The organism is Flavobacterium mekongense, from assembly GCF_047038255.1.
GTDB classification, from domain to species: Bacteria; Bacteroidota; Bacteroidia; order Flavobacteriales; family Flavobacteriaceae; genus Flavobacterium; species Flavobacterium mekongense.
Map to the genome: position 1 here is coordinate 421653 of NZ_CP174374.1, position 12547 is coordinate 434199.

General features: G+C 37.5%; 13 protein-coding genes. 5 read left to right on the top strand and 8 right to left on the bottom strand.

The genetic code is table 11. The features are described from left to right. Positions 1-2: 2 nt before the first annotated feature. Positions 3-653: a 4'-phosphopantetheinyl transferase family protein gene (locus ACJG85_RS01695; RefSeq protein ID WP_412464683.1), complete on the bottom strand. Its 651-nt coding sequence runs from the start codon at positions 651-653 to the stop codon at positions 3-5. Positions 654-794: 141 nt separating this feature from the next. On the opposite strand from ACJG85_RS01695, the gene ahcY reads away from it, so the two are divergent. After that, the gene (ahcY, locus tag ACJG85_RS01700; protein WP_409678296.1) at positions 795-2111 is read left to right on the top strand and encodes an adenosylhomocysteinase; all 1317 of its coding nucleotides are present in this window, start codon (positions 795-797) and stop codon (positions 2109-2111) included. Positions 2112-2539: 428 nt separating this feature from the next. Here ahcY and rpmA read toward each other — a convergent pair whose 3' ends face one another. Together rpmA and rplU are read right to left on the bottom strand one after the other, a co-directional pair. After that, the gene (gene rpmA, locus ACJG85_RS01705; protein WP_409678299.1) at positions 2540-2800 is read right to left on the bottom strand and encodes a 50S ribosomal protein L27; all 261 of its coding nucleotides are present in this window, start codon (positions 2798-2800) and stop codon (positions 2540-2542) included. 24 nt (positions 2801-2824) lie between these two features. Further along, on the bottom strand, positions 2825-3187 hold the full coding sequence (gene rplU / locus ACJG85_RS01710) for a 50S ribosomal protein L21 (protein ID WP_295338159.1): 363 nt from the start codon (positions 3185-3187) through the stop codon (positions 2825-2827). 222 nt (positions 3188-3409) lie between these two features. On the opposite strand from rplU, the gene ACJG85_RS01715 reads away from it, so the two are divergent. Then, positions 3410-4735 (top strand): M16 family metallopeptidase, encoded by a 1326-nt coding sequence (locus tag ACJG85_RS01715; RefSeq protein ID WP_409678302.1) that lies wholly within the window; start codon positions 3410-3412, stop codon positions 4733-4735. Between the two features lie 13 nt (positions 4736-4748). Next, on the top strand, positions 4749-6803 hold the full coding sequence (locus ACJG85_RS01720) for a M16 family metallopeptidase (protein WP_409678305.1): 2055 nt from the start codon (positions 4749-4751) through the stop codon (positions 6801-6803). A 183-nt stretch (positions 6804-6986) separates the two neighbouring features. Here ACJG85_RS01720 and ACJG85_RS01725 read toward each other — a convergent pair whose 3' ends face one another. After that, positions 6987-7853, bottom strand: coding sequence for a DMT family transporter (locus tag ACJG85_RS01725; RefSeq protein ID WP_409678308.1), 867 nt, complete (start codon positions 7851-7853; stop codon positions 6987-6989). 108 nt (positions 7854-7961) lie between these two features. On the opposite strand from ACJG85_RS01725, the gene ACJG85_RS01730 reads away from it, so the two are divergent. Continuing rightward, a complete protein-coding gene (locus ACJG85_RS01730) occupies positions 7962-8333 on the top strand; it encodes a heavy-metal-associated domain-containing protein (protein WP_412476775.1) in 372 nt (123 codons plus the stop codon). Positions 8334-8403: 70 nt separating this feature from the next. Here ACJG85_RS01730 and gldD read toward each other — a convergent pair whose 3' ends face one another. Genes gldD through mutY form a run of 4 tightly spaced genes read right to left on the bottom strand, consistent with a single transcriptional unit; the run spans position 8404 to position 11822 of the window. Next, a complete protein-coding gene (gldD, locus tag ACJG85_RS01735; RefSeq protein WP_409678314.1) occupies positions 8404-8973 on the bottom strand; it encodes a gliding motility lipoprotein GldD in 570 nt (189 codons plus the stop codon). Positions 8974-8979: 6 nt separating this feature from the next. Next, positions 8980-10275, bottom strand: coding sequence for a gliding motility-associated protein GldE (locus ACJG85_RS01740; RefSeq protein ID WP_409678317.1), 1296 nt, complete (start codon positions 10273-10275; stop codon positions 8980-8982). Positions 10276-10300: 25 nt separating this feature from the next. Continuing rightward, a complete protein-coding gene (locus tag ACJG85_RS01745; protein ID WP_409678319.1) occupies positions 10301-10738 on the bottom strand; it encodes a single-stranded DNA-binding protein in 438 nt (145 codons plus the stop codon). Between the two features lie 46 nt (positions 10739-10784). After that, entirely contained in the window at positions 10785-11822 is a 1038-nt protein-coding gene (gene mutY, locus ACJG85_RS01750; RefSeq protein ID WP_412476776.1) for an A/G-specific adenine glycosylase, read from the bottom strand. Between the two features lie 132 nt (positions 11823-11954). Between mutY and ACJG85_RS01755 the strand changes: the two genes are divergently transcribed. Further along, positions 11955-12248, top strand: coding sequence for an HU family DNA-binding protein (locus tag ACJG85_RS01755; protein WP_131474623.1), 294 nt, complete (start codon positions 11955-11957; stop codon positions 12246-12248). The last annotated feature ends 299 nt before the right edge of the window (positions 12249-12547 follow it).

Genomic DNA, 12547 nt, shown 5'->3' on the forward strand with positions numbered 1-12547 from the left:
CATTAGCCTGTAACATCATTCAAAGAAACGGAATTAAAGGCACAAACAAACACATAATCTTCTATGAAATCGAAGATGACATCAAAATATTCCTCTTTATTGTTGAACTTTAAGGTTACTTTACATTGTTGATCGGCCAAGCTAAAATCGCTTTCAAAAATGTGATCTTTGAAACTAATGCCGACTTCATTTTTTATTTTAAAAACCGACTCTTTGATCCCCCAAACCACTGTAGCTTTTTTGAGCAAATCTGATGCTGTCAAGCCTTTTAAGTGCGAAACATCCATAAATCTGGGTGCTAATTTTATGGTTTTATCTTTCAGAATTTCTAAATCGGCGCCAATATTTTCACTGCTGGTCACTATTACCGAAAAATCATTTGAATGAGAGATCGAAATGTGTTTTCCGTCGGCCAAATGCGGCTTGCCGAAATCGTCGTAGTACAAATCGAAATCGGTATAACCGGCTTCCATCAGCAATCTTCTTACACTGAGAAACCCTTTTTGATGGCCTTCGGCTTTCATGCTTTCCAATCTTGCCAAAGAAACATCTTTCAAAGCTACAGTGCGGAAAAGTTCATCGAAAGATTCTGTGATTTTCCAAACGTACAAGGTAGTGTTCCGATTTAAAGCTTTGATTTCTAATAACGGCATGGGTATTTTAAAATTATCTAATTGTTTTTCAGAAAATTAAGCGCTTAAACAATCCCTAAAAAATCAAAAAAGTTTTTTTTAATTCTTTTCTATTCCGTAATTTTGCGCCACATTTTTTTATAAAACAAATATACACAATAGATGAGTACACAAACATTACCTTTTGTAGCTTACAAAGTTAAAGATATTAACTTGGCAGCTTGGGGAAGAAAAGAAATTGAATTGGCAGAAGCTGAAATGCCAGGATTGATGGCGCTTCGCGCAGAATATGGTGCCAGTCAACCACTTAAAGGCGCGCGTATTGCAGGATGTCTTCACATGACCATCCAAACCGCTGTTTTAATTGAAACCTTAATTGCTTTGGGTGCCGAAGTTACATGGTCATCTTGTAACATCTTCTCTACGCAAGATCAGGCTGCGGCTGCTATTGCTGCTGCCGGAATCCAAGTTTATGCTTGGAAAGGTTTGAACGAGGAAGAATTTGATTGGTGTATTGAACAAACTTTATTCTTTGGTGAAGACAGAAAACCATTGAACATGATTTTGGACGATGGTGGTGATTTGACCAATATGGTATTTGACCGCTACCCAGAATTAATCCCTGGCATCAAAGGTTTGTCAGAAGAAACTACTACCGGAGTTCACCGTTTGTATGAAAGAATGAAAAACGGTACATTATACATGCCGGCTATTAATGTAAACGATTCGGTTACTAAGTCTAAATTCGATAACAAATATGGTTGTAAAGAATCGGCTGTAGATGCTGTTCGTCGTGCTACCGATATTATGTTAGCCGGAAAAAGAGTGGTTGTTTGTGGCTACGGAGACGTAGGTAAAGGAACTGCAGCTTCTTTCCGTGGTGCAGGTTCTATTGTAACCGTTACTGAAATCGATCCGATTTGTGCTTTACAAGCGGCTATGGACGGATTTGAAGTGAAAAAATTAGACACCGTTATCGCTAATGCTGATATCGTGATTACAACTACAGGTAACAAAGACATCGTTGTTGGAAGACACTTTGAAGCGATGAAAGACAAAACCATCGTATGTAACATTGGTCACTTTGACAACGAAATCGACATGGCTTGGTTAAACAAAAATCACGGCAACACTAAAGTAGAAATCAAACCACAAGTAGACAAATACAACGTTAATGGCAATGACATCATTATCTTAGCGGAAGGTCGTTTGGTAAACTTAGGTTGTGCTACCGGACACCCAAGTTTTGTAATGAGTAATTCGTTTACCAACCAAACTTTGGCACAAATCGAATTGTGGAACAACAGTGCTGCCTACAAAAATGAAGTGTACATGTTGCCTAAACATTTAGATGAAAAAGTGGCTGCTCTACACTTAGCTAAGTTAGGTGTTGAATTGGAAACCTTAAACGAAGAACAAGCTGCTTATATTGGAGTTGCTGTTGAAGGTCCGTTTAAACCGGAATATTACAGATACTAATCTGATATTAAATTTCAGATTTTAAATATTAGATATAAACCCTTGCTTTAAGCGAGGGTTTTTTATTTATAATTCCTTTAGATTTGTTGATTCCGTAGGCCGAACTGTAAGAAAAAAAGATGTCTTATAGGCATAAAGATCACAATCCCGTCAGGGATTTAATATGGGTAGCCCGTTAGGGACGATATGCCAAGCACAAAAGACCAATCCCAATTAGCCCCGATTACCTCACTAGATGTTCGATTTTTGTAAGTGTTCGGTGAATGCTTCGCATTTGGGAGAAGCTACCGCGTAGCTCGTAAAGCGGGAAAAAGGAAACCAAAAGAGCCCGAACCTTTCGCTCCTAACCCAAGAGGCAAACTGAGCGAAGCCAAACAAAAAACCCGCTCATTGCTGAACGGGTTTTGTATTTTGATAAGAGTTTGTTCTTATGCTTCGAACGGAAGGACAGATACAAATGATTTGTTATCGCCTTTTTTCTGGAATTTTACAATTCCGTCAACCTTTGCATGTAAAGTGTGATCTTTACCCATGTAAACGTTATCTCCGGCATTGTGCTTAGAACCTCTTTGTCTAACGATGATATTACCAGCAATTGCAGCTTGACCACCATAAATCTTAACGCCTAAACGTTTCGATTCTGATTCTCTACCATTCTTAGAACTACCGACACCTTTCTTGTGAGCCATGACGTTTTAGTTTTTAAATGTTAATTATTCTTCTGTAGCTTCAGCTTTTTTTGCTGCTTTCTTTTTTGGAGCAGCACTTCCGTTGATTCCCTCAATTACGATTTGAGTCAACGATTGTCTGTGTCCGTTTCTTTTTTTGTAACCTTTTCTTCTTTTCTTTTTGAAAACGATTACTTTGTCTCCTTTTAAGTGTTGTAACACTTTGGCTTCTACTGAAGCACCTTCTATAGCTGGGGCGCCTAAAGTGATGTTACCATTGTCGTCTAACAAAAGAACTTTGTCAAAAGAAACTTTTGAACCTTCTTCTGTAGCCAAACGGTGAACAAAAACTTTTTGGTCTTTGCTTACTTTGAATTGTTGCCCTGCTATCTCTACGATTGCGTACATAACAATAATGTTTAGTTAATTTTTAAGTGCGCAAATATACAACTATTTCTTTTACACACAACCTTGTAAAGCATTTTTTTCAAATCTCAGCATCAGACTCTTAGCCAAAACAATATAATTGTGCGGGTTATCACATTTTTAGATAAAAAAAAGTACTTTTGTGTAACAAATTTAAAGGTTAGTTAACTAACTGAACAATCAACGAAAAAATTTCAATTTTTTATGAAAAAATCATTAATTGCTTTAAGTTCATTGCTTATGCTTGGAGGAACAGCACATGCTCAAAAGGTAGCTTTTGAAGAGTACGATTTACCGAATGGTTTGCATGTTATTTTACACAACGATCCATCTGCACCGGTGGTGATTACTTCGGTAATGTACCACGTAGGTTCTAAAGATGAGAATCCGGAAAGAACAGGATTTGCTCACTTCTTTGAGCATTTATTATTCGAAGGTACTGAAAACATCAAAAGAGGAGAATGGTTCAAAATTGTAACTTCTAACGGAGGAACCAATAACGCCAACACTTCTGAAGACAGAACCTACTACTTTGAGGTTTTCCCTTCTAACAATACCGAGTTGGGATTGTGGATGGAATCTGAGCGATTGATGCATCCTGTTATCAACCAAATCGGCGTTGACACTCAAAATGAAGTAGTTAAAGAAGAAAAAAGATTGCGTGTTGATAACCAACCTTATGGTCAATTGATTGCCGAGGTAAAGAAAAACATGTTTAAAAATCACCCTTACCGTTGGGCACCCATTGGTTCTATGGCACACTTAGATGCTGCCACTTTAGAAGAATTCCAAGCGTTCAACAAAAAATTCTACACCCCTAACAACGCTGTTTTGGTAGTAGCCGGTCAAATTGATATTGCCCAAACCAAAGCATGGATTGAAAAATATTTCGGTCCAATCCCAAGAGGTGTGGAAATCAAAAAAGAAACTTTTACAGAAGCTCCAATTACCGAGCCTATCAAAGCCCGTTACGAAGATCCTAACATCCAAAAAGAAATGGTAGTAGCGGCTTACAGAACGCCATCGATGAAAACCCGTGATGCGAGAGTTTTAGATATGATTTCTACTTACTTAAGTAACGGTAAAAGTTCTAAATTGTACAAAAAAATCGTAGACGATAAAAAAATGGCTTTACAAGTTGGTGCTTTCAACTACAGCCAAGAAGACTATGGTCAGTACATTTTATACGGAATGCCGCAAGGCGAAAACACTTCGGCTGACTTAATCCGCGAAATCGATGAGGAAATTGTAAAGTTGCAAAACGAATTGATTTCAGAAAAAGATTTTCAAAAACTACAAAACATCTACGAAAGCAACTATGTGGACAGCAATGCCAGCGTAGAAGGAGTTGCCGAAAACCTAGCTACTTTCTATCTTTTATATGGTGATGTAAACTTAATCAACACCGAAATCGAAATCTTCCGTTCTATCACTCGTGAGGAAATCAGAGATATCGCAAAAAAATATTTGAACCCGAATCAACGTTTGATTTTGGATTATGTACCGGCCAAAGACAAAGCTCAAAACTAAGACTCAAAGTATCATGAAAAAAACAATTATAGTATTATCAAGCTTGTTTTTAACCTTAACTATGCAAGCACAAGACAGAACCCAGCCAAAACCGGGTCCGGCACCAACTATCAACATCAAAAAACCGGAAACCTTTTCTTTACCAAACGGATTGAAAGTTTTGGTGGTTGAAAATCATAAGTTACCACGCGTTTCTTTCAACTTAACTATCGACAACACTCCGTATGCTGAAGGCAACAAAAAAGGAGTTGACGATTTAACCAGTAGCTTAATCGGAAACGGTTCTACCAAAACGCCGAAAGATGCATTTAACGAAGAAATCGATTTCTTGGGGGCTAACATTAACTTTTTCTCATCAGGTGCTTCTGCGAGCGGTTTGTCTAAACACTCCAAAAGAATTTTAGAATTGATGGCCGAAGGTGCTTTGATGCCTAACTTCACACAAGAAGAATTCGATAAAGAAAAAGAAAAACTAATCGAAGGTTTAAAAACTCAAGAAAAAAGCGTTCCTGCAGTAGCCGGAAGAGTAGAGCGAGTTTTAGCTTACGGCAAAAACCATCCTGCGGGTGAATACCTATCAGAAGAAACCATCAATAACGTTTCTCTAGCCGATGTTAAAGCCAATTACAGCACTTACTTCGTTCCTGAAAGGGCTTACTTAGTGGTAGTTGGTGATGTTAAAACCAAAGAAGTTAAAAAGTTGGTGGAGAAATTATTTGGTTCATGGGTAAAAGCTACCGCGCCAAGATTGACTTATTCTAATCCAACCAATGTTCAGTATACTCAAATTAACTTTGTAGATATGCCGAACGCGGTACAATCGGAAATCACACTTTTCAATACAGTAAACTTGAAAATGGGCGATGCCGATTTCTTCCCGGTAATTTTAGCGAACCAAGTTTTTGGTGGCGATTTTAACAGCTACTTGAATATGAACTTGAGAGAAAAACACGGCTGGACTTACGGAGCGCGCTCTAGTGTTGGTTTCGACAAAAACATGTACAGCCAATTCAGAGCCAATACGCAAGTTAGAAACGCTGTAACCGACAGTGCTATCACGCAAGCGTTATATGAATTAAACCGAATCAGAACTGAAAAAGTTACTGAAGAAGCATTGAACAACGTAAAAGCCGGTTACATCGGTCGTTTCGTAATGCAAGTAGAAAAACCATCTACTGTTGCCCGTTATGCTTTAAACATCGAAACAGAAGGTCTTCCGGCTGATTTCTATGAAAACTATATCAAAAACATCAACGCCGTTACTCCAGAGGACGTAATGAGAGTGGTAAACAAATATTTTTTAGCTGATAATTTAAGAATATTGGTGGTTGGAAAAGCTTCTGAAGTTTTACCGGGATTAGAAAGTTTGAAAATTCCGATTTTCTATTTCGACAAATTTGGTAATCCAACCGAAAAACCGGCTATGAAAAAAGCCGTTCCTGCCGGCGTAACTGTAAAAACAGTAATCGACAATTACATTAAAGCTATTGGTGGTGAAAAAGCTATCAAAACTGTAAAATCAATTGTTAACGTTGGTGAAACCAAAATTCCTCAAGCACCGATGCCAATTGCCTACAACTCAAAAATCGACAACAAAGGTCGTATGATGGTTGAATTGTCAATGGCGGGAATGGGATCATTAATGAAACAAGTAGTTAATGGCAACACTGCCTATATGATGCAACAAGGTCAGAAAAAAACCTTTGAAGGGGAAGACTTGGCCAAAATGAAAGAAAGCGCTGTTTTATTCTCAGAAACTACCTTAGCTACTAAAGCAGGAGTAACTTTAACCGGTATTGAGCCTATGAACGGAAGTGATGCTTATACTGTTGTTGACGGTGATACTACTTATTACTTTGATGTTAAAACAGGATACAAAACTGCTGAAGCTACTACAGAAGAGCAAGGTGGTCAAAAAGCTACTCGCGTAACAACTTTCAATGACTACAGAGACGTAAAAGGGGTTAAATTCCCTTTCAATACAATCATGAATGTAGGTATCGAATTGGATATTAAAATTTCAGAAGTTAAAATCAACGAAGGAGTTTCAGACGCTGATTTTCAATAGTTGAAATTTATATAGATTAAGAAAAAGACCGTTAGCAATAGCGGTCTTTTTTTTTTTTTATAAATCCCAAAACATACAAAAAACAAGTGCCAAATAAACTTCAAATTTAAGTTTCAAAATACAAAACCTGAAAACTTGCGGTCTTTACACCTTCTTCCTGAGCTTTGTGGTTAAATTCTGCGTTTATTTTTTACTGGACAAGTAAACCCCGACCAAAACAACAAAAGCACCAATAAACTGAACAGGTGTCAGCATTTCATTGTCCAGTAATCCCCAAAAGAATGCCACAACCGGAATCAAGTAAGTTACTGAGGTAGCAAAAACCGGTGACGAGATTTGGATTAACTTGTAAAAAAGCACATTGGCTATTCCGGTGCCTATAATTCCTAAAACAGCTATAAAAATCATCGCTTCCTGAACTTCAGCCAAATGAACTTTAGTCAAAATATCGGTGGTGAGTAAAATGCCTAAAGCCGGTAACAACATCACCAAAAAATTCCCAGTAGTAATGGTTAAAGGCTTCAAATCGGACAAATACCTTTTAATCAAATTGACATTAGTGGCATAACACATTGAGGCAATTAAAACCAAAATGGTGTACCAGTAATTTTGATTCGGATGGTGAGCAGCTCCGTTTAAAATAAGCAACATAGTCCCTGCAAAACCAACAATTACCCCAATAACTTGTGTCCGCTTGAAATCAAGCCCAAAAACCACCGCGCCTAATATTAAAGTATTCAAAGGCGTAAGTGAATTGAGGATTGAACTTACCGAACTGCTGATTTGTGTTTGCGCAATAGCAAAAAGATAAGCCGGTATAAAAGTGCCGAAAAGCGAGGTTAAGGCAATAAACTTCCATTTGTGCAAAGGAATATCCGCCAAATTTTTAAATCCGATAACCAATAAAAACAAGGCGCAAAAAACGATGCGTAAAGACCCCAGTTGGAATGGACTCAAACCAACCAATCCCTTTTTTATCAAGATAAACGAACTGCCCCAAATTAAGGCCAAAACGATTAAAATAAGCCATTTTGTTTGTGTTGCTTTCATACCTAATTTTAAGTCTTCAAATTTTGTAATTATTTTAAGAATAATAACTTTAATTTTTATTTATTTTTGTTTCTCAAACAAGCATTTACCATTAAAATTAGGATTACCATGAATTTCACCAAATCTTTAGTAACCTTGGGCATCGTTTCATCAATGTGTTTCAGCTGTAAAGACACGGCAAGCAAACCCGCTGTCGATAACGGAACCGAAGTTACCGCGACTACTGAAAAAACTAAGGTTGTTGCCGCAAAACCGGAAACTGCCAGTTTTAAAATAGATGGAATGACCTGCGCTATGGGTTGTGCCAAAACCATTGAAAAAAAATTAGCCGATATGGAAGGCGTACAAAAAGCCACTGTGGATTTCGACAAAAAAGAAGCCACGGTTGAATTTGACGCTGCCGTTTTAACTCCGGAAAAATTATACGCTACCGTTGAAGCCACTGCCGACGGTAACACATACAAAGTAGTCAAAAAATAAGACAAATTTCAGTTAATGAAAAAGGAACTCACTTGAGTTCCTTTTTTTATTCAGCGTCGCTGCGTTCGGTCTAACGTCCTTGGGTCCATTGAATAGATTCTATCAAATGTTGCATGTCGTTCCTGATATAATCGGCTGCCGGCATGATTGAGTCGAAATTGGGTTTGGCATAAAAATACACCGAGCCGGTCACAAAGTGCTTAATGCTGTCGGTGGCATAAAACTGTGCATTGGTAGCGGCATTCCCGCTCACACGATAAAACATGCCATATACTTTTTTGTCATTATTAATGTAAGGTTGTTCCAAAATATCATCGGCTTTGATAACGTGTTCGTAAGTCAACTTTTGAGCGTCACGCAGTAATTTATCGATATCGTTGTTCACCGTTTTATAGGTAAGATAAATGGTTGCTTTCATCTTGGGGTAATTGATAGTAAACTCACAGTTTTGCGTAGCATTTACCTTAGCCTTTTCGTTCATTTCAAATGTAAACGGACACGAACTGTTAAAACTTGTATATTTAGCCACCTCGTAATCCAAGCGCAGCTGTCCGGCCGGTTTAGGCAACACTTCATTTTTACATCCTGTAAACGCTAACAACAATAATACTGTCAGAAATCCTATTACTTTATTAATCATCTTACTTTATTCCAAAGTTACTTTTAATTGCTTGACTCTTTTTTTATCTACAACTTCTATAGTAAACAGTACTGTAGAAAAATGGATTTTTTGACCTTTCTTGGGGAAATTACCCAGTATTTCCAAGATAAATCCGGCTAAGGTTTCGGCTTCACCTTTTTGATCTTCAAAAGCTTCTTCATCAACATTGACAATGCGATAAAAATCTTTGAGGTTGATTTTACCTTCAAACAGAAAATTCTTGTCGTCTATTTGAGAATAGCTGATGTTTTCATCATCAAACTCATCCGAAATATCGCCTACAATCTCTTCAATTACATCTTCCAGAGAAACCAAACCCGAAGTACCACCGTATTCATCAACCACTATGGCCAAATGACTCTTCATGCTTTGAAAATCCTTGAGCAAATCGTCGAGCTTTTTGTTTTCGGGCACAAAAAACGGCTCTCGTAACAAAGAATTCCAATCGAATTCCTTTTTGTGAATATGCGGAATCAAGTCTTTTACAAACAAAACACCTTCAATATGATCGATGTTCTCGCGATAAACCGGTATTCTCGAATAGCCTTTCTCGACTATTTTCGGATAAATTTCGGCAAAGGTTTCTTCAATCTCCAGGGCAAAGATATCAATTCTCGGACTCATTACTTGTTTGGTGTCGGTATTCCCGAAAGAAACGATGCCTTCCAATATTTTTTGTTCATCCGATGTGGTATCGTCGGTTGACGTCATTTCTAAAGCCTGTGAAAGCTGGTCCACCGATATATTGGCTCTTTGTCTCCCTAATTTTTTATGCAAATACACTGTCACGGCTCGCATTGGCAAACTTAAGGGCGAAAGCAGTTGGTCTAATATCCAAAGCGGTCGAGCCATTCGTATGGAAAACTTGATGTTATTGCGACTGGCGTAAACTTTAGGCAATACCTCTCCGAAGAGCAAAATGAGAAAAGTAACCAAAATGACTTCGACTACAAACTTCACTAACGGCGAAACTATGCCGGCAAATAGAGAATCCGAAAAAAATGAAAAAATAATAACAATCCCGATATTGACAAAATTGTTGGCCAACAATAAGGTTGCCAGCAGCTTTTTGGGTTTTTGTAATAATTGGGAAACCAACTGAGACTTGTCGGGATTTTGTTGTGACAGCTTATTCAAATCATTTTGCGACAACGAAAACAAAGCCACTTCTGCCGCCGAAATCATGGCCGAACAAAACAACAAAATAAGGATAACTATACTTCCGAAAAGCAAGTTGGTATCAATAGTATCGAGAAAAGTTAAACCGGGCTCGGGGTCCAAAAGTATCAAGGTTAGTTAAACAATGTCAAAACGGCAAATCATTTTCCGGATTGGCGGTGTTAGGCGTCTCAAAGTTAGCTGGTTTAGTCTCTAAATTTTGGGGTGTTTTGATACCTTCCACCTCTTTTTTGGTAGTTAAAAAGGTAAATTCGGTTACCTGAATTTCTGTAGTGTATTTGGTAGTACCGTCTTCGGCTTGCCATTGGCGCGATTTGATGCGCCCTTCCACATAAATTTTATCCCCTTTAGACAAATATTTTTCACAAATTTCCGCTGCTTTATTTCTGACCACTAAATTGTGCCACTCTGTAGAAGTGATTTTTTCGTTGGTTTGCTTGTTGATGTAAACCTCATTAGTAGCCAAAGGGAAACGACCTATACAGTTTCCGCCTTCGAAATAGTGCATTTTCACTTCGTCACCTAAATGACCTATAAGCATGACTTTATTTAATGTACCATTCATTCTTTCAGCAATTTGTTCTTTTCAAATTTACATCTTTTTTTGAAATTTAAAACCTTTCCGCCTCAATAAAATTATGAATGACTATCGGGAAAGGCATTTTTTTGACTGATTCCCAGTTGGTTCCACCGGAAAGCTTACCTTCAACGGTGATTTTCCAGAAGTGAATATTTAAATGCTGATGGGTTAATTTGTGTACAATTAAAGCGGTATTAAATCGGGAAACTTCGAGTATTTTGTTCTTTATATCTTGATTGGACATTAAATCCAACAACTCCTCAAATGACACTTCTTTTTCGGTTTCCAACAACGGAAACTCATACAAATTATGCCAAATGCCCTTTTGCGTTCGTTTTTCAATTAAGGTGTTGTTGACCTCATCTGTGTAAACCAAATAATTAAAGAAACGCGTCTTTACTTTCAGTTTTTTGGATTTTATTGGTAACAACGTCACTTTCTTTTTTTGTAACGCAGCGCAACTGTTGTTAAAAATACAGTTAGCACAATCCGGATTCTTGGGTACGCACTGCAACGCACCAAATTCCATTACAGCCTGATTAAACAAATTGGCTTCCCCGGCAGGCAACAACTCGGCAGCCAATTGCATAAACTCTTTCTTAGCACCGGAAGACGCAATATCCGTTTCCACTTCAAAATAACGAGACAATACTCGGTACACATTGCCATCAACCACAGGAACACTTTCATTGTAAGCAAACGAAGCGATAGCGGCAGCAGTATATTCGCCTATCCCTTTTAGTTTTAACAACTCGGCATAACTTTCAGGAAATACACCATCATAGTCGAAAGCCACTTGCTGAGCCGTTTTGTGTAAATTTCTCGCTCTGGAATAATACCCAAGTCCTTGCCAAAGCTTGAGCACCTCTTCTTCGGTGGCTTTGGCCAAATCAAACACGGTAGGAAAAGCTTCGGTAAAGCGCAAAAAATATAGCAATCCTTGCGCTACTCGAGTTTGTTGCAACATAATTTCAGAAAGCCAAATGAAGTATGGATCAAGCGTATTTCTCCAAGGTAAGTCGCGTTTGTTTTGTAAATACCATTGGATTAGAGATTTAGAGAAATTCATAGCGGAATTTAGGTTTACAAAAATAAATCTTTATGTGATTAAATTTTAATAGATTATGCTTGAAATATTCTTTTTTTAATTCATATATTTGCAACCTCAAAAATTTACACATAATATTAAATACGAAAGAAAATGACGAAAGCAGATATCGTAGCGAAGATTTCAGAAAAATTAGGCCTTGAAAAAGGAGATGTACAAGCCACTGTTGAAGCGTTTATGGAAGAAGTAAAAACTTCATTAGAAACCGGCGATAACGTTTATTTAAGAGGTTTTGGTAGCTTCATCATCAAAACAAGAGCTGAAAAAACAGGAAGAAACATTTCTAAAAATACTACTATCAAGATTCCTGCTCACAATATTCCGGCATTTAAACCTGCTAAAGTATTCGTAGAATCAGTAAAAACCAATACTGAAGTAGCAGTATAAAAACTTATTTATTAATCACAAAAACACAAGCTTATGCCAAGTGGTAAAAAAAGAAAAAGACATAAGGTAGCAACGCACAAACGTAAAAAAAGAGCGAGAGCTAACCGACACAAAAAGAAAAAGTAGTTCTAAACTACTTTTCTTTTTTTAAAAAACGTTCATTGAAATGGAATCGGGAATTAGGAATTAGACATTTAGGAATTAGGATTTTTAAATCCTTAATCCAAAAATCCTTAATCCAAAATCCGGATTCACCGGGTAACAACATTACCTGTTTAAAATGTTTAATCCATCCTTAC

Coding starts and splice junctions, on each gene's coding strand:
- ahcY (WP_409678296.1), top strand. CDS start 795: ATGAGTACACAAACATTACCTTTTGTAGCTTACAAAGTTAAAGATATT.
- gldD (WP_409678314.1), bottom strand. CDS start 8,973: ATGATTAATAAAGTAATAGGATTTCTGACAGTATTATTGTTGTTAGCG.
- rplU (WP_295338159.1), bottom strand. CDS start 3,187: ATGTACGCAATCGTAGAGATAGCAGGGCAACAATTCAAAGTAAGCAAA.
- ACJG85_RS01695 (WP_412464683.1), bottom strand. CDS start 653: ATGCCGTTATTAGAAATCAAAGCTTTAAATCGGAACACTACCTTGTAC.
- mutY (WP_412476776.1), bottom strand. CDS start 11,822: ATGAATTTCTCTAAATCTCTAATCCAATGGTATTTACAAAACAAACGC.
- ACJG85_RS01755 (WP_131474623.1), top strand. CDS start 11,955: ATGACGAAAGCAGATATCGTAGCGAAGATTTCAGAAAAATTAGGCCTT.
- ACJG85_RS01720 (WP_409678305.1), top strand. CDS start 4,749: ATGAAAAAAACAATTATAGTATTATCAAGCTTGTTTTTAACCTTAACT.
- ACJG85_RS01745 (WP_409678319.1), bottom strand. CDS start 10,738: ATGAATGGTACATTAAATAAAGTCATGCTTATAGGTCATTTAGGTGAC.
- ACJG85_RS01715 (WP_409678302.1), top strand. CDS start 3,410: ATGAAAAAATCATTAATTGCTTTAAGTTCATTGCTTATGCTTGGAGGA.
- rpmA (WP_409678299.1), bottom strand. CDS start 2,800: ATGGCTCACAAGAAAGGTGTCGGTAGTTCTAAGAATGGTAGAGAATCA.
- ACJG85_RS01725 (WP_409678308.1), bottom strand. CDS start 7,853: ATGAAAGCAACACAAACAAAATGGCTTATTTTAATCGTTTTGGCCTTA.
- ACJG85_RS01730 (WP_412476775.1), top strand. CDS start 7,962: ATGAATTTCACCAAATCTTTAGTAACCTTGGGCATCGTTTCATCAATG.